Source organism: Acidomonas methanolica, from assembly GCF_004346035.1.
Classification (GTDB): Bacteria; Pseudomonadota; Alphaproteobacteria; order Acetobacterales; family Acetobacteraceae; genus Acidomonas; species Acidomonas methanolica.
Map to the genome: position 1 here is coordinate 80,864 of NZ_SLZN01000002.1, position 21,165 is coordinate 102,028.

General features: G+C 66.1%; 16 protein-coding genes. 9 read left to right on the forward strand and 7 right to left on the reverse strand.

The genetic code is table 11. From position 1 onward, the window contains the following. Positions 1-41 precede the first annotated feature (41 nt). The 3 genes from greB to uvrB are packed head-to-tail and all read right to left on the reverse strand — an operon-like array spanning position 42 to position 3,698. On the reverse strand, positions 42-536 hold the full coding sequence (gene greB / locus EDC31_RS02195) for a transcription elongation factor GreB (protein WP_042057652.1): 495 nt from the start codon (positions 534-536) through the stop codon (positions 42-44). Next, a complete protein-coding gene (locus EDC31_RS02200; protein ID WP_239641613.1) occupies positions 529-1,485 on the reverse strand; it encodes an aldose 1-epimerase in 957 nt (318 codons plus the stop codon). Before EDC31_RS02200 ends, greB begins: the two co-directional genes overlap by 8 nt. Continuing rightward, positions 1,482-3,698, reverse strand: a complete 2,217-nt coding sequence (gene uvrB, locus EDC31_RS02205) for an excinuclease ABC subunit UvrB (RefSeq protein ID WP_042057656.1) — start codon at positions 3,696-3,698, stop codon at positions 1,482-1,484. Before uvrB ends, EDC31_RS02200 begins: the two co-directional genes overlap by 4 nt. 139 nt (positions 3,699-3,837) lie before the next feature. Between uvrB and EDC31_RS02210 the strand changes: the two genes are divergently transcribed. From EDC31_RS02210 to EDC31_RS02220, 3 genes are read left to right on the forward strand one after another with little or no spacing between them, the layout of a single operon-like run. Then, the gene (locus EDC31_RS02210; RefSeq protein ID WP_042057658.1) at positions 3,838-5,385 is read left to right on the forward strand and encodes a S10 family peptidase; all 1,548 of its coding nucleotides are present in this window, start codon (positions 3,838-3,840) and stop codon (positions 5,383-5,385) included. 32 nt (positions 5,386-5,417) lie between these two features. Further along, positions 5,418-6,413, forward strand: a complete 996-nt coding sequence (gene trpS, locus EDC31_RS02215) for a tryptophan--tRNA ligase (RefSeq protein WP_042057659.1) — start codon at positions 5,418-5,420, stop codon at positions 6,411-6,413. Positions 6,414-6,459: 46 nt separating this feature from the next. Next, the gene (locus EDC31_RS02220; protein ID WP_042057661.1) at positions 6,460-6,876 is read left to right on the forward strand and encodes a secondary thiamine-phosphate synthase enzyme YjbQ; all 417 of its coding nucleotides are present in this window, start codon (positions 6,460-6,462) and stop codon (positions 6,874-6,876) included. Positions 6,877-6,892: 16 nt separating this feature from the next. Here EDC31_RS02220 and EDC31_RS02225 read toward each other — a convergent pair whose 3' ends face one another. Together EDC31_RS02225 and fghA are read right to left on the reverse strand one after the other, a co-directional pair. Beyond that, entirely contained in the window at positions 6,893-7,657 is a 765-nt protein-coding gene (locus tag EDC31_RS02225; RefSeq protein ID WP_042057663.1) for a ribonuclease T2 family protein, read from the reverse strand. After that, entirely contained in the window at positions 7,654-8,496 is an 843-nt protein-coding gene (fghA, locus tag EDC31_RS02230; protein ID WP_042057665.1) for an S-formylglutathione hydrolase, read from the reverse strand. The genes EDC31_RS02225 and fghA overlap by 4 nt, the downstream gene beginning before the upstream one ends. Positions 8,497-8,746: 250 nt before the next feature. Here fghA and EDC31_RS02235 point away from each other — a divergent pair, with 250 nt between their 5' ends. The 6 genes from EDC31_RS02235 to EDC31_RS02260 all read left to right on the forward strand — a co-directional run bounded on the left by EDC31_RS02235 (position 8,747) and on the right by EDC31_RS02260 (position 14,850). Continuing rightward, the gene (locus EDC31_RS02235; protein WP_042057666.1) at positions 8,747-9,622 is read left to right on the forward strand and encodes a bestrophin family protein; all 876 of its coding nucleotides are present in this window, start codon (positions 8,747-8,749) and stop codon (positions 9,620-9,622) included. Positions 9,623-9,810: 188 nt separating this feature from the next. Further along, positions 9,811-11,379 (forward strand): glycosyltransferase family 2 protein, encoded by a 1,569-nt coding sequence (locus EDC31_RS02240; RefSeq protein ID WP_042057668.1) that lies wholly within the window; start codon positions 9,811-9,813, stop codon positions 11,377-11,379. Positions 11,380-11,461: 82 nt separating this feature from the next. Continuing rightward, positions 11,462-12,052 (forward strand): CarD family transcriptional regulator, encoded by a 591-nt coding sequence (locus tag EDC31_RS02245; RefSeq protein ID WP_042057670.1) that lies wholly within the window; start codon positions 11,462-11,464, stop codon positions 12,050-12,052. A gap of 174 nt (positions 12,053-12,226) precedes the next feature. Next, positions 12,227-12,604, forward strand: a complete 378-nt coding sequence (locus EDC31_RS02250; RefSeq protein ID WP_042057672.1) for a response regulator — start codon at positions 12,227-12,229, stop codon at positions 12,602-12,604. Positions 12,605-12,682: 78 nt separating this feature from the next. After that, positions 12,683-14,167, forward strand: a complete 1,485-nt coding sequence (locus EDC31_RS02255) for a tetratricopeptide repeat protein (protein ID WP_052511817.1) — start codon at positions 12,683-12,685, stop codon at positions 14,165-14,167. Next, positions 14,164-14,850, forward strand: coding sequence for a nucleoside/nucleotide kinase family protein (locus EDC31_RS02260; protein ID WP_132126890.1), 687 nt, complete (start codon positions 14,164-14,166; stop codon positions 14,848-14,850). Before EDC31_RS02255 ends, EDC31_RS02260 begins: the two co-directional genes overlap by 4 nt. Here the strand turns inward: EDC31_RS02260 and EDC31_RS02265 are convergent. Both EDC31_RS02265 and EDC31_RS02270 read right to left on the reverse strand, forming a co-directional pair. Next, positions 14,844-19,079: a translocation/assembly module TamB domain-containing protein gene (locus EDC31_RS02265; RefSeq protein WP_239641614.1), complete on the reverse strand. Its 4,236-nt coding sequence runs from the start codon at positions 19,077-19,079 to the stop codon at positions 14,844-14,846. The two genes, EDC31_RS02260 and EDC31_RS02265, sit on opposite strands and share 7 nt — an antisense overlap. Beyond that, the gene (locus EDC31_RS02270; protein ID WP_042057696.1) at positions 19,079-21,046 is read right to left on the reverse strand and encodes an autotransporter assembly complex protein TamA; all 1,968 of its coding nucleotides are present in this window, start codon (positions 21,044-21,046) and stop codon (positions 19,079-19,081) included. The genes EDC31_RS02265 and EDC31_RS02270 overlap by 1 nt, the downstream gene beginning before the upstream one ends. Positions 21,047-21,165 lie beyond the last annotated feature (119 nt).

The window sequence follows — 21,165 nt, forward strand, 5'->3', positions numbered from 1 at the left end:
CGTCTTCTATCCGAAAGTATCCCGCTCTTGGCAAGCCGGACCTACGGATAGCCGATCGAGAGGATTTCCAGCACGCGCGCGCCGCCGGGCGTGTTCACCGTCACCTCGTCCCCGACCCGGGTTCGCAACAGGGCTCGCGCGAGCGGCGATACGAGGCTGATTTGCCCGCTCGCCGTGTCCACCTCGTCGCATCCGAGAATCGTGACGCGATGTTCCGCGTCGTCCTCATCCACGTAGGCGACCGTCGCGCCGAAAAACACGCGGTCCCGCAGGGACTGCGCCGCCGGATCGACGATCACCGCCTGGTCCAGCCGCTTCGACAGGAAGCGGATGCGCCGGTCGATCTCGCGCAACCGGCGCTTGCCGTAAATATAGTCGCCATTCTCCGACCGATCGCCGTTCCCCGCCGCCCAGGAGACGATCTCGACGATCTTCGGCCGCTCGACCAACCGCAGATCCGTCAGTTCCGCCCGCATCCGCGCCGCGCCGTCCGGGCTCAGATAGCGCGACAACGCCACCGTCCCGGCTTCAGCCACGGCGGTCCTCCAGCCGGAAGCGGATCACGCCGGAAATCCGCTCGCCCGGCGCCAGCACATGCAGCCCGCGTTCCAGGACGTCCGGATGATGAATCGCATCGTTCATGTTCGTGGCCGGCTCGACCGCGACGAAGGATTTCCCCGGCACGGCGTAGACGACGAGATGCCGGAAGATCGGGTCCGCGTCGATCGTCACCGCGTAGCCCTGCTCGGGCTCCGCCAGTTCCGCGCGCCCCGCCCAGCCCGCGAAGCAATTGTCGATCTTTCCCCCCGCGACCACGCGCGGCGCGGCGAAGGACCATGCGCCCTCCGCCGGAACGGCCCGTTCCGGCAGGTTCCGGCCATCATTCTCCCATACGGTCCCCGCCTTGAAGCTCAGCGTCGCCGAAGCGGAGCAGGCAAGAAAAGGATGGACCCCGAACCCGACCGGCTGCGGACGCGCATCCTGGTTCACCACCAGGATTTCGAGATCGAAGCCGTTGTCATGCAGCACGAAGGACTGCACGCAGCGATAGGCGAAGGGCCATTCCTTCGCGCGCGCCTCGTCCTCGGGCTTGTGATCGAACAGGAGAATGGCGCGGTCCGCGTCGGACTGGACGACCGTCCAGACATGTTCCCAGCCGTTGCCGTGAATGCTGTTCGCCTCGCCGACGAAATTCCCGGCCAGACTGAACGCCTGCCCTTCGAAGGAAAAGGCCGCGCCGCCGATCCGGTTGGAATAGGGCACCAGCGGATAGGCGCCGACAGCCGCGCCCTTCTGCGCCGGCAGGTTGGGGTCGGCCTGCGGGGCAAGGAGATCGCGCTCCGCCACGCGCCAATAGGCCACGCTGCCGCCCAGTTCCGGCAACAGGCCCAGCCGGCTCTCGCCTCGCGCAAGCTCGATCACTCTGCCACGTTCCGGTCCATCCGCTTCTGTCCCGAGTGCTTCAGCTCCAACCGTTTCAGTCATCGTCCCGCTCTTCCCCCTCCCCGCGCGCCGCCGCGTTTGCGCTTCGCCGGGTCATATCCGCCGCCGCCCGGCCCGAGCGGACGCGGCGTGCGATCCTGCCTCGTCCGTTGCGGCGATGCGACGGGCGGCGGCTCGATCCCGAGTTCGATCGCCTCCAGCCGCCGGATCTCGTCACGCAGGCGCGCGGCCTGCTCGAAATCGAGATTGCTGGCCGCCTCGCGCATCCGTTTTTCCAGATCGGTGATCGAGGCGGCCAGCGATTTGCCGACGAATTCCTTCGTGTCTCCGCCCGAATCGGGCGCGACCGTGACGTAATCCTGCTCGAACACCGAGGCAAGCGCGTCGCCGATCTTCGTCCGCACGCTTTGCGGGGTGATGCCGTGCGCCTCGTTCCATTCGTTCTGCCGCGCCCGCCGCCGCGCCGTCTCGGCGATGGCGTAATCCAGGCTGTCCGTCATCTTGTCGGCATACAGCAGCACCCGCCCCTCGATATTGCGCGCCGCCCGGCCGATGGTCTGGATCAGCGAAGTGCGGCTGCGCAGGAACCCTTCCTTGTCCGCGTCCAGAATCGCCACCAGCGAACATTCCGGGATATCCAGCCCCTCGCGCAGCAGGTTGATGCCGACCAGCACGTCGAACGCGCCGAGACGCAGATCGCGGATGATCTCGATCCGCTCCAGCGTATCCACGTCCGAATGGAGATAGCGCACGCGAATCCCCGCCTCGTTGAGATATTCCGTCAGATCCTCCGCCATGCGCTTTGTCAGCGTCGTGACCAGCACGCGCCCGCCCTGCGCGATGGTCACGCGGCACTCCGCGAGGAGATCGTCCACCTGCCCCTCGACCGGACGCACGATGGTCACGGGGTCGATCAGCCCGGTCGGCCGGATCACCTGCTCGGCGAAGACGCCGCCCACGCGCTCCAGCTCCCACCGCCCCGGCGTGGCGCTGACAAACACGGACTGGGGCCGGAACGACTCCCACTCCTCGAATTTCAGCGGGCGATTGTCGATGCAGGAGGGGAGACGGAAGCCGAACTCCGAGAGGATCGACTTGCGGGCGAAATCCCCCCGCTCCATCCCGCCGATCTGCGGCACGGTGACATGGCTTTCATCGACGATGAGCAGCGCGTCCTCCGGCAGATATTCGAACAGCGTGGGCGGCGGATCGCCCGGCCCTCGCCCGGAGAGGTAGCGCGAGTAGTTCTCGATCCCCTTGCACACGCCGGTCGTCTCGATCATCTCCAGATCGAAGGTCGTGCGCTGTTGCAGGCGCTCGGCCTCCAGCAGTTTCCCTTCCGCCGTGAACTGCGCCAGACGCTCGCGCAGCTCCTGCTTGATGCCGATCATCGCCTGGTTGAGCGTCGGGCGGGGCGTGACGTAGTGCGAGTTCGCATAGATGCTGATTTCCGCGAGATCGGCCGTCTTGTTGCCGGTCAGCGGATCGAACTCGATGATCTCGTCGATCTCGTCGCCGAACAGCGAGACCCGCCACGCGCGATCCTCGTTCTGCACGGGGAAAATATCGATCTGTTCGCCCCGCACCCGGAACGTGCCCCGCTCGAAACTCGCGTCGTTGCGGCGATATTGCAGCTCAACCAACCCCTTGATGAGCTTCTCCCGGTCGATCTCGCCTCCCGTCTCCAGCCGGACGACCATGCGCGAGTAGGTCTCGACCGAACCGATGCCGTAGATGCAGGAGACGGAGGCCACGATCACCACGTCGTTGCGTTCGAGCAGGGCCTGCGTCGCGGCATGGCGCATCCGGTCGATCTGCTCGTTGATCTGGCTGTCTTTTTCGATATAGGTGTCCGACCGCGGAACATACGCCTCGGGCTGATAATAGTCGTAATAGGAGACGAAATACTCGACAGCGTTGTCGGGGAAGAACTGCTTCATCTCCCCGTAGAGCTGGGCCGCGAGCGTCTTGTTCGGGGCGAGGATCAGAGTCGGCTTCTGCGTCGCCTCGATCACCTTGGCCATGGTGAAGGTCTTGCCCGAACCGGTGACGCCGAGCAGCACCTGATCGCGCTCTCCGGCCTCGATCCCGCCGACGAGTTCGGCGATCGCCGTCGGCTGATCCCCCGCGGGCTCGTATTCGGACTTGACGACGAGCCGCCGCGTCTTGGGTTTGGGCGGCAACCTCTCCGGCCGGAACCCGGAAAGAGTCTGGGCGGCGCGATCTGGCAGGGTCGAGCGGGCGGGACTGGACATCCCCGGAAGATGGGTGTTTCCGGACCATGCTTCAAGCGGAACTTCGGAAACGGCCCCTGATGATCGTCTGATGTGATATATTGTATTCTTCCATCTCTTGGGCTGAACTGGGCGCAGTTCATTTTTTCAGGATAACGACGTGCGCCTTGCCCTGCCCGCCCTTCTGCTCGCCTCCGTCTCATTGACCTTTCCGGTCTTCGCCGCGGACAAATCCCCTTCCGACGCCAAGACCCCGGACGCCAGGACCGCCGAAGCCTCCCCGGTCAAGGACGGCGTGATCAAGGAGGGTCCCGCGAGCCTGCTCCCCGCCGATTCCGTCACACATCATCGTCTGACCGCCGATGGCAGGGAGATCGCCTATACCGCCCATGCCGGCACGCTTCTGCTGCGCGACGACCAAGGCAAGCCGGGCGCGAAAGTCTTCTACATCGCCTATACGATGGATGGGGCGAAGCCGGGGACGCGCCCCGTCTCCTTCTTCTTCAATGGCGGCCCGGGCGCGGGCTCGGCCTATCTGAATCTCGGCGCGGCGGGTCCGAAGACATTGCGCTTCCCGGCCGACGACCCGACGGACGGCGCCAATGCGAAGCTCGTGGACAACCCCGATTCCTGGCTCCCCGCGACGGATATGGTGTTCATCGACGCCGTCGGCACCGGCTATTCCCGCCCGGTCGATGAGGAGAACGCCGCCAAGGCCTATTACAGCGTGAAGAAGGACGCCGCCGCCTTCGCCAAGGTCATCCAGATGTGGATCGGCGCCAACGGGCGCGAAGCCTCGCCGCATTATCTCGTCGGCGAGAGCTACGGCGGCATCCGCTCGATCCAGGTCGCCGACGCGCTTCAGGAGCAACAGAACCTGATCGTCAACGGCATCGTCATGATCTCGCCCGCCATCGAGATGGGCTTCCTCGACAGCACCGACAATCCGCTCGGCGCGGCGCTGACACTGCCGAGCTTCATCGCGGCGCATCTCGACGAGACCCATCAGTTGACCCCCGCCGCCATCGACGCCGCCTACAGCTACGCGCTCGGCCCCTATCTGACGACGATCGCCAATGCGCGCCCGCAGGGCGATGCGGCGAAGCGATTCTATGCCGAAGTCGCCGAAAAGACCGGAATCCCCGAAAACGTCGTCGCCAAGGAAGGCGCGATGCTCGACCCGATGGCGCATGACGTGCGCTCGCGCGACGGGCGGCTGCATGGGCTGTACGACTTCACCCAGACCATCGCCGACCCCTATCCGGACGGCATCGACAATTCCAACAGCCCGGAAATGACGCTGTCCGGCTTCGGTCGCGCCTATGGCAACGCCTTCACCGGCTATGTCGGCAACGATCTCGGCTTCCGCACCGCGCTCACCTATGACCTGCTGAGCATGAAGGTGAACGGCGCGTGGAAATACGCCGACGAAGGCCCCTTCCCCACCCGCCAGATTCCGGTGCTGCGCAAGCTGCTGGCGCTTGACCCGGCCCTGCATGTTTTCGTCGCCAACGGCTATTTCGACATGGCCTGCCCCTTCGGCACGACGCGCTGGACGCGGGATCACATCCCGGTGGGCGCGGACCGGATCGGCATACATCTCTATCCGGGCGGCCACATGCTCTATGCCCGCCCGGCCAGCCGCGCGGCATTGTGGCATGACGTGCAGGGCTTCTACGCCGCCGCGCGGGGAACCGAAACCCATTGACCACGGGCGGCGAAGGACGGAAAACACCGGCCATGCAACGTGTGTTTTCCGGCATCCAGCCGACAGGTGTCCCGCAGCTCGGCAACTATCTCGGCGCGATCCGTAACTGGGTCGTGCTCCAGCAGGACCATGAGTGCATTTTCTGCCTCGTGGACATGCATGCCCTGACGGTCTGGCAAGACCCCGACTCCCTGCGCCAGCAGACCCTGGGCCAGACGGCCTGCCTGCTGGCCGCCGGAATCGATCCCGCGCGGCATATCCTCTACAATCAGTCCGCCGTGAGTGCTCATGCGCGTCTGGGCTGGATCTTCAACTGCGTCGTCCGCCTCGGCTGGCTGAACCGCATGACGCAGTTCAAGGACAAGGCGGGGAAGGACCGCGAGAACCATTCCGCCGGACTCTATGTCTATCCAAGCCTGATGGCCGCCGACATTCACGCCTTCCATGCGACCCGCGTCCCGGTGGGCGACGACCAGCGCCAGCATCTCGAACTGGCCAACGATATCGGGCAGAAATTCAACCATGATTACGGCGTGGCGTTCTTCCCGATGGTCGAGGGGCTGATCCCGCCCGGCAGCGCGCGGATCATGAGCCTGCGTGACGGCACGAAGAAAATGTCGAAATCCGACCCGTCCGCCCAGTCCCGCATCGAACTGACCGACACGCCGGACGAGATCGCGCTCAAGATCCGCCGCGCCAAGACCGATCCGGAGCCCCTTCCCTCCGAGGAAGCCGGGCTTGAAAACCGTCCTGAGGCGCGCAACCTCGTGACGATCTACGCGGCGTTGACGGGCGAGACCGTGCCGGAGGTGCTGGCGCGTTTCGGCGGCGAAGGATTCGGCCCCTTCAAGGCGGCGCTGACGGAGCGTCTGGTCGCGGAACTCGGCCCGGTGGCGGCGGAGACGCGCCGTCTTCTCGGCGATCCGGGCCATCTGCTTTCCGTCCTGCGGGACGGCGCGGCGCGTGCAAGCGCCGTCGCCGAGCCGATCGTGGCGGAAGCGGAACGCATCGTCGGCTATCTGCGCTGAGATCGCGCCCGCCGCGCCGTCACCTGATCATCGGAGGGAGACCGTCATGCGGCAGGCGCTTCACCACCTCACCATCGAGACGCGCGGCAAGGGCCTGACGGAGATCACCCGTCCCGTCCGGCTCTGGCTGCAAGAGACCGGGATCACGACCGGCCTGCTGACACTCTGGTGCACCCATACCTCCGCGTCGCTGACCGTCCAGGAGAATGCCGATCCCACGGTGCGCCGCGATATCGCGGCATTCTTCGAGGATCTGGTGCCGGAACACAGACAGTACATCCATGACGATGAAGGGCCCGACGACATGCCCGCCCATCTGCGGACCATGCTGACCGGGGTGAATCTTTCCATTCCCGTGGCTCACGGCGCGCCGACCCTCGGCGTCTGGCAGGGGATTTACCTCTTCGAACACCGCCGCCAGCCGCACAGGCGGACGGTGGTGCTGCATGTACTGGGGGATTAGCCTGACGGCGCGCCCCTTACCAGTGCGGTATAAGGAATTGCGCCGGGCAGTTGTCCTGCGCTTCAGGCGAGGACACATAGGACGCCGCGGCAGGGAAATCGTCCAGATGCTTCGGCGAAAGCGTGAACCAGATCTGGGTCAGAACGACCCGTCCCTTGCGATCATAACGACACTGGGTCTGCAACGCCCGCTCCACGGGGCGCGCGCCGACGCTCCCGAAAGTGCTGGCCTCGAAGCTGGCGATCATCGCTTCATGCGAAACCACCCGGCCCTGATGCGCGACAAGCCAGAGCCCCGGCGCGGATTGTGCGAAACGGTCGCGCAACGCCAGCGCCTTGGCGAAGAAGGGCGTCGCGGCATAACCGAAACAGGCCGCGTGCTTGTTCCATTCATGCGGCACGAGCGGCTGGGCGGTATGCGGCACGACGGCCGAGAGCTTCTCCGCGACCGGCGGTTCCAGGACCGGCGCCGCGTCCGGCGCATCTTCAAGCAGCGGGCATCCCTTGCGCCACCACTCCTGAACCGGAACACCCTGCCCCTCCAGCGCATGCGGCTCCGAGGCCCAGAGTCCATGCAGCCCGATCAGGGGCGCATGAGGCTGGTCGGCCTCGCACCCTTCGGACGTGGAACAGAATCCCGGCTGCCAGGTGAGCGCCAGCGTGTCATGATCGAAATCGCCATGCCGCGCCGGAGCGAACGGGGCCGTCTCCGGCCGCGGGGCGACGGTGGCGCAGCCGGCAAGCAGAACCAGCGCGCTCCAGAAGCAGGCCTGCACCCTCATGCTTTCAGGATCGCTGCATGATGGGCGAGATGGTCCTCCACGAAGCTCTGGATGAACCAGTAGCCATGGGCGTACCCCGCATGGCGGCGCAGACGGAGCGGCTGTCCGGCCTCGGCGGCGGCGGTTTCGAAATCCTGCGGCCTGAGTTCCCGCTCAAGGAATTCGTCATCCAGACCCTGATCGACCAGAATCGTCGCCGGGTGGGAATGGCCGCTCCGCAGCAGCTCCGTCGCGTCCCAGCTCTTCCAGCTTTCCCGGTCCGGCCCGAGATAGGCGGCGAAACTCTTCTCGCCCCAGGGCACGACGACCGGATGGGCGATCGGCGCGAAGGCGGAGACGGAGCGCCAGGAGGACGGGTTTCTGAGCGCATGGACGAGCGCGCCATGACCGCCCATGGAGTGACCCATGATGCCGCGCCGCGTTCCGTCGAGCGGGAACGCCGCCTCGGTGAACGCCGGAAGCTCGGAGGCGACATAGCTTCCCATGCGGTAATGCGCCGACCAGGAAGAGTGCGTGGCGTCCAGGTAGAAACCCGCGCCGGTGCCAAGATCATAAGACCCGTCCTCGCCCTCGACACCGGCGCCGCGCGGGGACGTATCGGTCGCAACGAGAGCGACGCCGTGCTTCGCCGCATATCTCAGCGCATTGGCCTTGGTGAAGAAGGTCTTTTCCGTGCCGGTCAGCCCGGCCAGAACATGAATGACAGGCACGCGCCGGCCACCCAGCGCCGCCTCGGGCAGAAACACGGCAAATTTCGCATCCAGCCTCAAAACCTCCGAGGCGTGTCTGTAGAAGCCGACGCGCCCACGACAACACGCCGTTTCTGAAATCGTCTCCATCGTGGTTTTCCTGCCGCTCCTGACCCTGCTCCCAGACTCTCATGCCGTTGTTTCGAACGTATCCTCACGCGCTCGAACGAGTCCATCCGAGCCGGATATGCGCCGGGACGTTACTCCATCCCGCCCCGGCTTGCGAAGAGCTGTCATCACAAACGGTTGCGGCGGCGCGCAAAACGTGAGACCGACTCGCGCGTTCTGACGCGGGCCGGTCTGCATGCGCGCCCGCACCTGATTTGGGAGAATATGCCTCGTGATCATCGATAAAAGTCGCGGCTTGTGGATTCTCCTCCGGGAGACATTCCGGCCGCTCTTTATCCTTGCCATCTGGGACGTCGTGGTCGTCATCGGCTTTCAGATCTATCACCAGCAGTGGATGGAGCAGCCTGCCCTGCCGATCTCCCTGATGGGCTCGGCTCTGGCTCTGTTTCTCGGCGTGCGGAACAACGCCGCCTATGCGCGCTGGTGGGAGGGGCGCACGCTCTGGGGCGCGGTCGTCAACAACACGCGCTCCTTCGGGCGTCAGGCCGCGACCCTGATCGCGGCGCGGCCCGATCTCGCCCGCGCCATGGCGGCCTATCCCTATCTTCTCCGCATGGGGCTGGCGGGGCTCGCCGACAGTCCCGACGCCAAACGCCTGCTCGACCCCGGCCTCTATCGGCGCGTCATGGCGCGGACGAACAAGGCCAACGCGCTGCTCTACGAAATCGGCGTCGAAGTCGCGCGTCAGATCAAACAGGACGGGCTCGACGGGGTCGCCCACGGCTTCATCGACCGCATCCTCGTCGATCTCGCCAACGCACAGGGCGGGCTGGAACGCATCCGCAACACGCCGCTGCCGGTGCAATATTCCGTCCTGCCGCTGATGGTGACACATCTGTTCTGCGCCGTGCTGCCACTTTCCGCCGTGCAGACTCTGGGCTGGATCACGCCGCTCGGCTCCAGCCTCGTCGGCTTCCTCTTTCAGGCGCTCGACAAGAGCGGACGCGATCTGCAAACGCCTTTCGCCCCCGGGATTCATGCCCTGCCCATGCTCTCCATGGCCCGGACCATCGAGATCGACCTCCTCGAACCGATCGGCCAGCACCCCGCTCCGCCGGAAAAACCGATGAGGGGCGTTCTCCTGTAAGAGGCACGGCCGGGAGAAGACGTGGCGAAGACGTGGCGAAGACGTGGCGAAGACGCACACACCCTTCTCCCCTCCGTCTCGGCAAGCGGCGTTCAAGCCGCTATACCCACGGGAAGAAACTTTCTCTTCTCGGCGGGACGACCTGCCTGCCTTGAGCGAGCGTGCAAGTGTCCTATGGGGTGTGCAGGATGAAGGTTGCCGTCTGTCTGGTCGTCAAGGACGAGGAGGCCGAACTGCCCTACTGGATCGCATGGCATAAGGCGGTAGGGTTCGACAGCTTCATCATCTATAACGACTTTTCCGAAGATGCGACGGAAGCGGTCATTCTTTCCCTGCAGGACGGGCTGGACATCCGTTACCACAGAAACGCCGTCAATCGCGACAAGCACGATATCCGTCAGGTGCGGGCATATAACGACGCCGTTGCACGATATGGATCGGAATTCGACTGGATCGCGCTTTTTGACGCGGACGAATATCTGGATCTGTACGGGAAGGACATCAAGACACATCTCGCGGAACGTGGAGACGACATCTCACTCGTCTCGTTCAACTGGTGCTGCGCCGGCACGAACGGATTCATCAGCCGTCCCGCCGGACCTCCCTTCCTCAATTACACCCGCCATGGGCGGAACGACCTGAGATGGAACCGCCATACGAAAGTCGTGTTCCGTCCTGGCCACCTCTCGGGCCCCATCTACTATGTCCATAACGTCCCGGTGACGGGCATTTCCGTAGATAGCGAAGGGTCTGAGGTCACATGGACCAACGAACATGGCGGATTTATTGCGGACTCTCCCACATGGGCAGGCGGTCGTTTGCTTCACTATCAGTCCAGATCACTGGAACACTATGTCAAACGGGATCGCAATCTGGAGGAAATCCGCCGCAACACGGAAGATCCCCTCAATGCCGTGCTCAACAACCCGGAATACAATGCTGTCGAGACCGGATTAAACCCTCTGTACATCGAAAAATTCCGCCATTGGATGGGCGTCATCGTTCGGATTCAAGCGTATTACATGGCGAGAACCGTCAGATCGGTGTCCTCTTCTTTTCTTGAGCAGGCGAAGACGATCTGCGACGCGGCTCCCGTCGCGATATTCGATCCGTCATACCTCCCGGCACTGCATGAACTCGATCACGGCTGGATTTCTTTTCACAAGACCGCCGGCAACATATTTCATGACCAATTCAACGGAACTGACGATAAATTCATCGTGTTTCATATCAAAAACTCCTTTGGGAAATATTTATCGACCCGATCAGGGGAATTGACCGCAACTGAAGCGGATTCCTGTCCGGTATCCGCCCTCTATGTCCGAGGAAGTCATTACGTTCATCTTTTTTCAGCCGGAAGAGAAGGGCTCACCATCAATGGAGACCCACGTGCGCTGCCGGTGAAAACCTACAAGGTATGGGCCAATAGTAACGGCACCCTCTCCTTCTCTCATCCCCGCACGGGGCGCTATATGTTCTTCAGCCCTGAAGGGTCCATGGGCGTGGACAAGATGCGCGCCTTCGCCTGGGAATACTTCACGCCCCTCATCGTCAACCACGAGAAGTGCGAATCCTGGTTGAGGGATGCCGGCGATTACCTGTCGCGTGTGGACAGCGCCGAAGCCTTCAAGCGCGCCTGCGACGAGAACGACGTTCACGACGGTCTTTTGTTCAACGCCCTGACGGCGCTGGACGATGCCACCAGGCGCGCAGTCTCCTTCATCGTTCGCGGTTTCGCGGGCGAACACATTCTTTGAGTTCCGGCGCCTCAAGCCGCCGGGAAACGACAGCGGCACGAGTCTCCGAGACAATCTGACGCGAATGTGCTAGGATGTGGCCATGAGCACATTCAAGACACATCCCAAGGGCGGGATGACCGACGCGATGGCGCGGAGCGCCGCCGCGTTGACCGCAAGCCAGGCGGAATCTCATGGCACTGACGACGATCCTTTCCGCGAGGGCGATTCCATCGTCTACGCCGCGCATGGCGTGGGCCGGGTGGACCGGATCGGCATGGAGGAGATCGCCGGCACGAAGCTGGAGATGATCCAGATCTCCTTTCCCGGCAACCAGATGACGCTGCGCATCCCCCTCGCCAAGGCGCGGAAGGCGGGGCTGCGCAAGATCGTCACGCGCGACATCGTGGACAAGGCGATGGCGATCATCAAGGGCAAGCCGCATGTCAGCAAGGGCATGTGGGCGCGCCGCGCCGTCGCCTATCAGGACAAGATCAATTCCGGCGATCTCATCCAGATCGCGGAAGTCCTGCGCGACCTGCGCCGCAACGTGGACAGTCTCGACGGCAGCTTCAGCGAGCGCAAGCTCTTCGAGGCGGCGCAGGAGCGTTTCGTCTCCGAGGTCGCCGTGCTGGAGAACAAGGACCCGTCGACCGTGCTCCAGTCGCTCACCGAGACCATGAAAGCCGCCTGATCCGGGGACGGCCCTTTTTCGTCGCCGCGTGGCAGGGACGGGATTGTCGCAGCCCTCGACGGGCGCGCATTCCGTCTCATGCGATCTCCCCCATGGATTTCGAAACGAACCGGTCGTCATCGACAGGCGTTCAGAAGACACCCTATCGCGCGAGCCGCATGAATCGGGGCAAACATGAGCAGTCCTCTCTGCGTGCTGATCGTCGAGGATGATTTCCTCATCCGGGCCTGCCTCACCGAGTTCCTGCACGATGACGGCGTGACCGTTCTCGAAGCCGAAAGCTGCGCGGAAGCCTTTTCCTACCTCCGCTCCGAAGCCGTGATCGACGTCATGATCACCGACATTTCCCTGCCCGACGGCAACGGCAAATCTCTCAGCCGCGCCGCCAGGACGGATCGTCCGGACCTGCCGGTGATTTTCACCACCGGCTATAGCGCCGGTGCCGACGGCCTCGCCGGGGAACTGCGCTCCCGCGACCGCGTGATCTCGAAGCCCTATCCGCTCGCCACGGTCCTGCGGCTGCTCCATGAGGTCACGCAGACCGCCGCATGACATCCTCCTTCGCCACGAGACGCCTATTGAAAACCAGTGAGGGCCGCGCGAAGATCGCGGGGTGAAACCTAGCCGATCATGAGCATGTCCGCCCCCGCATCGTCGGCCGCCGACGAAACGCTCGCCGACTCCTTCATGCGTCGCGATCTCGCCGAACTGGCCCGGCTCAGCGCCGCGGAGGCGGAAAACGACCCCGTCGGCCCGCATCCCCTCGCCGCGCTGCTGGATCACGCCGCCTGCGCGAACCGGCGCGACGACCTGCTGGCCACGGTGGACATGCTGCTGGATTCGGGCGATCCGGACGACCCCCGGCTGCTCGAATTGCGCGGCCATCTCCTGCTCCAGACCGGCCGTCTGACGGCGGCCGAAGAGGCGGCACGGCGCAGCCTCGACCGCCGCCCGCATCACAAGGCGGGCATCAATCTTCTGGTCGGCGTTCTGATGCAGCAGGGCCGTCTGTCCGACGCGGAAGCCCTGCTGCGCGAACAGCTCGAACGCGAGCCCGACGACGCCACGCTCAACACCAACCTCGCGGTGATCCTCACGGGTCAGGACCGTATGGACGAGGCACTCCCCTGCTACCGTCGCGCGATCCTCGCCGCGCCCTCGCGGGCGCAGATCCGGCTCAACCACTCCATCACCCTGCTCAAGGCCGCGCAGTTCGCCCAGGGCTGGGCCGAACATGAATGGCGCCTCGATCTTCCGGGCCACAGCAGCCTGCCCCGCGACCGCATCCTCCCCAACATCGTCCCGGGCCTGGACCTGAGGAACAAACACGTCCTCGTCACTCAGGAGGAGGGGCTTGGAGATACGCTGATGTATCTCCGTTTCATCCCGCCTCTCGCGAGGCTGGGCGCGCGGATCACCATTTGGGGGCCGGAAGTGCTCGCACGGCTGGCCGCCCGGGTGGACGGCGTGGCGGAATGCAAGATCGGCGGCGAGACGCCCGAGTACGATTATCACTGCCCCTTCATCAGCCTGCCCCGCGCCTTCGCCGCCAGCCCGACGCCCTTCGGCGCGCCGGTGCCCTATCTGCCCGCCGATCCCGCCAAACGCGCGTACTGGTCGCGACGCCTTTCGGCCGACCGCCATTATCGCGTCGGGCTGGTCTGGAGCGGCGCGCCGCGGCCGGAAAACACCGAGGCCCATATGGTGGACCAGCGGCGCTCCATGCCGCTCGCCGCCCTCGCACCGTTGCGCGAGCTGGAGAACATGACCTTCTACAGCCTTCAGAAAGGCCCCGCCGCCGCTCAACTGGAGGAAGCGCCGTTCGACATCGTCGATCACACGGAGGAATTGACGGATATGGACGACACCGCCGCCCTGATCGCCAATCTGGACGTGGTGGTCTCGGTCGATACGTCCATCGTCCATCTCGCCGGAGGCATGGGCATGCGCGTGCTGATGATGGACCGCTTCAACCCCTGCTGGCGCTGGATGTCGGGCCGGACGGACAGCCCATGGTATCCCGGCCTGACCCTGTTCCGGCAGACGAAACCCTATGACTGGGCCCCTGTCGTGCAGGGCGTCGCGGGCGCGCTCAGGCGGGAAAGCGGGCGGTGACTGCTTTTGCCGAGGCTCTCGCCCGCGCGCGCCATCTTATGGAGTCTCCGGCGCGCGTCCTGCTGGGCATTGCCGGTGCGCCGGGAAGCGGGAAATCCACCCTGGCCACGACCCTTGCCGACGCTCTGGGGCCGGATGCAACGTCGATCGTGGCGAACGTGCCGATGGACGGGTTCCATCTCGCGAATTGCGAACTCGCCCGTCTGGGCCGCGCCGGTCGGAAGGGCGCGCCGGACACGTTCGACATCGCCGGTTTCGTCGCCCTGCTGCGCCGCCTCCGGGAGGAGCCCTCGGCCACGATCTATGCCCCGCTCTTCCGCCGCGAGATCGAGGAGCCCATCGCCGGCGCGATTCCGGTCCCGCCCTCCGTGCGCCTGATCATCATCGAAGGGAATTACCTCCTCTGCGACGGCCCATGGGCGCCGGTCCGCACGCTGCTCGATTCATGCTGGTTCGTGGATACGCCGGAGGACACACGCCTCGCCTGGCTCACGGCGCGCCACATGCGCTTCGGCCGCACCGCCGCGGAGGCGCGCGACTGGGCGACCCATGTGGACGGCCCGAACGCCGCGCTGGTGCGGGAGACCGCGTCGCGCGCCGACTGGAGAATCGTGAACGCCGTCGACGCGATTCCCCGCTCTCTTTCTCCAGAAAAAAGAAGAGATCCGGTCGCCCCTCAGTAATTGAGGCCCCAACCCAGCCCGACGCTGGAGCCGGGATCATTTTCGGGCGTGGTGAATCCGGTCACCTGCCCGCCCGTGCCGACCGTCGTGTTCAGCTTGAGGTGGCGCGTCAGATCGACCTGAACCTGCGCCTGCGTGCCGGAGCCGGACGTCGCCTGTTTCGCCCCGACATACACGCCCTTCATCACGTATTTTCCGGCTTCGACACTGGCCCCGCCATTATTCACGCCGCTGCCTCCGCCCACGGCCAGCCGGTCGAGCCCCAGCGCGCTGCGGAGCTTGCCCATGGGGTCGAAGGACGAACCCCCCGAAAGCTGGGCCACGGCCGCCGCCAGCTCCGCCAACTGGGTCGTCGAAAGTTTCGCCGTGGTTGTGCCGAAGAGCAGCATGGCGAGCACCTGATCGCGCGGCTCTTCCGGATTCGAGTGGAAGTCGATCTTCGGCGCGCTCGCATAGCCCGTCACCAGCAGGCTGGCGAGCGTGCCCTCGACATTGCGGTCGGCGCGGAAATTCAACGTCGGATCGAGCTTGTGGCTTACCCCGCTGCCGTTGAACGCCACCCGTCCCTGGGTGAAGTTGAGGTTGACGCCCGCGAGATTGAAATTGCCGCGCCGAAGATCGAACCCGCCGTCGATCGCCGGTTCCGACGCCGTGCCGCCGATATGGAGCTTGCCGGACATCACCGCGTCCAGCCCGTGCCCGCGCACGAAGAACTCGCCCGGCGAAATCACGGTCAGATCGAGCCCGATGACCCGTTGCGAGGCCGTCTCCTCCGGTGTCGGCGCTTTCTGTCCGGGGCGGATGACGTCGAGTTGCGGCACGGAGGCGGGCAGGGAATTGGGAATGTTTATGGTCGCGGTCGGGATCGTCACCTTCCCGTCCACGTCGATCCGCGTCATGGCCTGACCGTGAATGCGAATCGCCGCGTTCAGCCTCGCGGTCAGCAGGTCGCTGGCGACCGGCTGGGCGTTCTGCGCCGTGACGCGCAGATCGACCGGCAGGCCGGGCCGGAACGCGCCGACCGTGCCGCCGACACCGATCGTCCCCTGCCCCGCATGGGCCACGAAGTCTTCGAACGCGAAGCTGTCGCCCTGCGCCCGGATCGTCCCGTTGATGTCGTAGAGCCGCGCGCCCTGGGCATAATCGTTGATCGTCGCATGACGCAGGCTGACGGAGCCGGTCGCGCGCGGCGCGGACGCCGTGCCGCCGATCCCGAGATCGAGCGCCACCTGCCCGGAGGTGGAAATCCCCTGCGCGCCGAGCACCGCATCGGCGATGGAGAGGTCGACATGCCCGGTCGCCCGCAGGTCGAGCGCTCCCTGCGCGGAGACGGGAGCCGTGCCGCGCAGGGCCAGCGCGATCTCGTCACCCGCCTTGACGGTCGTGTCCAGCCGCGCGCTCCCGCCATGCAACTGCGCCTGCGCGTCGATCGAGGCGGCAGGCAGCGACGACGCCACCCCCTGCGTCATCCGCAGCCCGCGCCCCCTGAGCGTGATCGACCCTTCCGGCCGCGTCGTGCTGCCCGTCAACCGGGCCTGCCCCTCCAGCGTGCCCGCCGCGTTCAGCGACGGGGCGAAAGGCCGCGCCAGCGCAGGTGTGACGTTCTGGAACCGGGCCGTCACATCCAGAGCGGGCTTCACCGTCCCGCCCAGATCGAGGGACGCGGCCGCGCCACGCGGCGGAGTCAGCGTCAGGCGCAGACGGTCCACCCCCATGCGATCGCCGAAACTGACGGCAGCACCGGCCAGCAGACGCAGTTTCTCGCCCTTCACATCCGCGTTCAGGCGGGACAGCGCCAGTTTCCTGCCCGGCAGATCGAGCCGCAAAGCGGTGTCGAACGCAGCCGGACCGCCCATGAGAGTCGCCGCGCGCGCCTGAACCGCGATGTCCAGCGCCGAGAGCGGGCCCTTGAGGCGCGCCTCCGCGCGGGCGGAAACCCCCTTCGCGGCAAGCTGCGCCAGCGCGATCTTCAGATCGAGCGACGGCGTGCCGGAGGGATCGGCCACACTCCCCGACAGCGCCAGCCCGCCGACCCGCGCCTGCGCCGAATCGAACGCCCCGTCCAGCGTCAGATGCACGACTGGCGGCGTGGAGGCGGATGCGGCGGTTGTCGTCTCCGCCAGTTTGAGATGGCCGCTGATGCGCTGACCCAGCAGCGCGTTGAAATCCGCCAGCCGCTTCACCTCGAGGTCCAGCGTCCCCAGCGGCACCTTCGCGCCCGGCGGCAGGATGAGCGTTCCATGACCGGCGGCGCTGTTCCAGGACAGGTTGTTCAGCCCCAGATGCAACACGCCGTCCGCGCCCCGCGACACGGCGGCGTCGAGCGCCAGCGGCGCGCGGTCCAGCATTCCGCTCGCCTTCACCGTTCCTTCCGCATGACCCGGAAGATGCGTGAAGGCCGCATCGAGGGTGAGCGGCCCTTTCGGCACGTCATGCGCGCCGAAATCGGACTGGAGATGCGCGGTGGCCGCCAGATCGTCGAGCGGCCCCTCGGCATGGAGGTTCAGCGCCGCGTCGCCGCGCAGGCTGGGCGACAACTTCGAGAGATCGGACAGAGCCAGGGCGAGATCGGTGCGAAGCGCGGTTTTTGTCCCGAGTTCCACCATGCCCTGCCCCGTCAGAGTCAGGCTTTGCCCGTTGACGCTCACGGAGCGCAGTTCGATCTCCCGCGCAGAGTCCTTCGCGCCCGGACGCAGCACCCGGCTCGCGACGTCCAGAGCGAGCGTGCCGGACGGACCGATCAGCCCCATGATCGCCGGCATGCCGCCCGTCACCCCAAGCGTGCCGGTGAGCTTCAGCGACGCCGCGCCCGCCTGCTGGTCCGGCACGGCGAACGCCGCCCGGAGCCCCGCATGGCCCTTCAGCGCCACCCCGCCGACAGCCGCGAGCGGCGCGAGATCCGGCAGGTCGAGCGTCATAGTTCCGGAGGGCGCGGGCTTCAGCGCCGCCTGCCCGGCGAGATGCAGCAGCTTGTGCGTCACATCCAGTGTGACGGGCAGGGTCGGCAGGCCGGGGCGCAGCCGGAGATCGAGCTCCAGCGGCGCGGCGGCGAGAACCGTCGGCGCGCTCCCGGGCAGCCGTATGCCCTCTGCGATCGCATGGAGATGAACCAGCGCATCCTGGGCGCTCGCCCCCTCCGTTCCGTCGAAACGGGCACGCACTTCGCCCACCCCGGCTCCGTCGGCGGAGAGCGAGCGGATCACCAGATTGCCGGTGCCGACGGGCGCTTTCATCGACCCGCGCAGATCGGCGTCGAAATCGAGCCCGTCCCACGTCACGCCCGTCACCGGCGTCATGGCCGGCGCATGCGCGTGGACGGCCAGCGCGCCGCTTTGCCCGAGGAGATCGACCCGGCCCGCGACGCTCGCCTGAACCGGGCCGGCATCCGCGCCGAAATCGAGCGCCGTCGCGCGCAAGGGACCATGCAGCACCAGACGGAGCGTCGCCGGTTGCAGCGCGTCGAGATGCGTCAGGGAGGAGATGAATCCGCCCGCGCCGTCGGTGACGGCCAGATGCAGGTCGATGGCACCCTTCGGCGTGGCGGTATACAGTTTGAGCGAACCCGGCGCATCAAGCCGTTGCAGAACGACCCCGATTTCCGCCACCGGCAGCGCGGCGAGGGACGGGCCGTCAAGCAGCGTCGCCAGATCCCGCAACAGCAGATACCCGTCCAGCCCGAATACGGCCGGAATGCCCGCGACCGGCGCGGCGACTTCGATCCGTCCCACATGCAGGGAATCGACGATGATCCGCAGGTGAAGCGGGGACGAACCGCCGGAGGGCGAGGACGCCGCCGGAGCGGAAGACGAGACCGGAAGGCGCATGACCGCCAGCCGGTCCGCCGAGAGCGAATGGACGGACACGTTACGTCCGAACAGGGCGAGCGGCGACCACATGAGATGCAGCCCGTCCAGCTCCAGCCACACGCCCTTCGCGTCCCGCACGGCGATCCGGTCGAGGCGGAAATTATGCGGGAACCGCCCGCGCAGCCCCTCCAGCGCCACCATCCCGCCGGTGACGCTCGCGGTCTCCCGCTCGATCAGGCGGCGTCCGGCGCCGGTATTCGCGCCGATCAGCAGGACGGCGACGGCGATGGCCAGCAGCGTCACCGGCACGCCGATCAGCAGCGCCGCCAGCCAGATCAGCCGCCGCCGCCAGCGGCGCGGGCGCTTCCCGTCATCTGTCCCGCCAATCGGGCCGCCAGTCGGCCCGTGGATCATTCCGGGCATCAGAACGTCTCCCCCAGCCCGACATAGAGTTCCCATTTATCGCCCTGCGGCGGCCGGTTGACGGGCAGCGCCACATCCACCCGCACCGGACCGATCGGCGTGAAATATCGCACGCCCGCACCATAGCCGACCCGCAGCGTGCCCTGGAACGGACGACTCCCCGACGCGACCTGCCCGGCATCGGCGAACATGGCGGCGCCGAAACTCTTGAAAAACCGCTGCCGGAATTCAACGCTTCCGGCATCCATGGAGGTCCCGCCGATGGCGTATTTTCCATATTGCGGGCCGACTCCCTGATAGCGGAACCCGCGCACCGTCGCTGGACCGCCGGCATAGAGCCGCTGGTCCGGCGGGATCTCCCAGGTCGAGGCGCCCTGCACGGAGCCCGCGATCCCCCTCACGGCGATCACGCTGCGGCCCGGCCGGGACAGGCCGATGCGGTTGAGATCGAAATAGGTCGAGAACTGGGCGGACAGAATGGTGAAGAACGACGTCTGGTTCTCCAGCGACACCGAGGGCGTCGCCCCGACGGTCGCGCGCACGCCATGCGTCGCGGGTTCGATGGGGTTGGAGACGTTGGTATCGTCGAAGCTGACCTGGAGCGGAATGGAGGCGATCATATAGTTGCGCGTATCGCCGAATTGCCGGATCCGCTCCTGTTCGACGGACAGGCTCCCCGCCAGATTCCAGTAACGGCCCATGTGCCGGATGATGCCGCCCCGCACCAGGAACGCCGTCTGGCGGTAGGAATAGAGAAGCTGGCGGATGGCCTCGACGCGCAGGCTGAGATTCTGCCCGCGACGCAGGAAGTCGGGCTTGAGAAGATCGGCATAGACGTCGTATCCCAGCCCCTGCTGCGCCGTTCCGCCCAGCCCGGTCACGAGCATCGTCAGCTTGAGCTGCTCCGCCGCGCCGAGCAGATTGTGATGCGTCCAGCTCACGCCCGCCCGCCCGCCGAGATCGGTCGAGAACCCGGCTTGCGCCGAGACGGTATGGCGTTTCGCCTCCTGGAAGGTGAAGAGCAGCGGCATGGCCTGCGTCACGCCCGGCGTGCCCTCGCCCCGGGCCAGGCGCACGAGCGGCGGCGCGTTCCGCACCCCCACTGACGCGAAAACGCCGACCGAGGCGAGATCCTGGCGCGCGGCCTCGATCGCCGACGGCTGGTATAGCTGCCCCTCATGCAGTTGCAGCCGCCGCCGGACGAAGCTCTCGCGCACATGGCCGAGGCCGGAGAAGCTGAGCGGCCCGACATCCACCACCGGCCCCACCCCGACGGAAAAGACGAGATCCAGCGTCTTCGTCGCGGGACGCAGATAGGCGACGGGCGGCTGAACGTTCGCCAGCGCGTGCCCTTCCTCCGTCAGGGCGGTCTGGAGGCGCGATTGCGCCGCGAGAATATCGGCGGCGACGGCGGGCTGGCCGTCATGCAGCGCGAAGGCCTTCCGCTGCTCCGCGTTCAGCGTCACCGGCGTCTCGCCGGCGGGCGACCGAACGGCCGGAGCGGCGGCGCCGCGCGGCGTATTGGGCGTGATCGGCGGCGCCTTCCCCTCGTCCGCGAGGGGCCCGCTCACCAGCCGGATCGTGCCCACGTGAAAAAGCGGTCCTGTGCCGATTTTTTCCGTGATCGCCGGAACGACACCGGCCGGAAGCGTCTGCAACCATTGCGGCAGGGAGGGATCGCGGCCGTCCACGGCGGCTTTACCTCGTGCGGAAACGCTGATCGTCACCGTTCCGGCGTAATACCCGTTGCTTTCGAGCGCGGCGGCGACGCGGTCGTAATCCCCCCGGATGCGCCCGGCCAGCGCGAAGGCGCCGGGTGTCCCGGCATGCTGCAAGGAGACCAGCATGGAGGACGAGGTGATCATCCCGTCCAGAGTGGCATTGCCCGTCGGCGCGATGGTCACGGTATAGGCCTCCGCGCGCGGGGTCTTGTGAGCGGGCGCCTCGTGAGCGGCGGCCTTGTCCACCGCCGCCCGGCCGCTCTCCGGGAAACCCGACCCCGCGACACACAGCCCGGCGCAGCACAACAGAAGCGCCAGAACCTGCTGGAAATTCTTCCGCTTTCGCTTCACCGCCCCTCCCGTTT

Coding starts and splice junctions, on each gene's coding strand:
- EDC31_RS02200 (WP_239641613.1), bottom strand. CDS start 1,485: ATGACTGAAACGGTTGGAGCTGAAGCACTCGGGACAGAAGCGGATGGA.
- uvrB (WP_042057656.1), bottom strand. CDS start 3,698: ATGTCCAGTCCCGCCCGCTCGACCCTGCCAGATCGCGCCGCCCAGACT.
- trpS (WP_042057659.1), top strand. CDS start 5,418: ATGCAACGTGTGTTTTCCGGCATCCAGCCGACAGGTGTCCCGCAGCTC.
- EDC31_RS02220 (WP_042057661.1), top strand. CDS start 6,460: ATGCGGCAGGCGCTTCACCACCTCACCATCGAGACGCGCGGCAAGGGC.
- EDC31_RS02225 (WP_042057663.1), bottom strand. CDS start 7,657: ATGAGGGTGCAGGCCTGCTTCTGGAGCGCGCTGGTTCTGCTTGCCGGC.
- fghA (WP_042057665.1), bottom strand. CDS start 8,496: ATGGAGACGATTTCAGAAACGGCGTGTTGTCGTGGGCGCGTCGGCTTC.
- EDC31_RS02240 (WP_042057668.1), top strand. CDS start 9,811: ATGAAGGTTGCCGTCTGTCTGGTCGTCAAGGACGAGGAGGCCGAACTG.
- EDC31_RS02245 (WP_042057670.1), top strand. CDS start 11,462: ATGAGCACATTCAAGACACATCCCAAGGGCGGGATGACCGACGCGATG.
- EDC31_RS02250 (WP_042057672.1), top strand. CDS start 12,227: ATGAGCAGTCCTCTCTGCGTGCTGATCGTCGAGGATGATTTCCTCATC.
- EDC31_RS02255 (WP_052511817.1), top strand. CDS start 12,683: ATGAGCATGTCCGCCCCCGCATCGTCGGCCGCCGACGAAACGCTCGCC.
- EDC31_RS02265 (WP_239641614.1), bottom strand. CDS start 19,079: ATGCCCGGAATGATCCACGGGCCGACTGGCGGCCCGATTGGCGGGACA.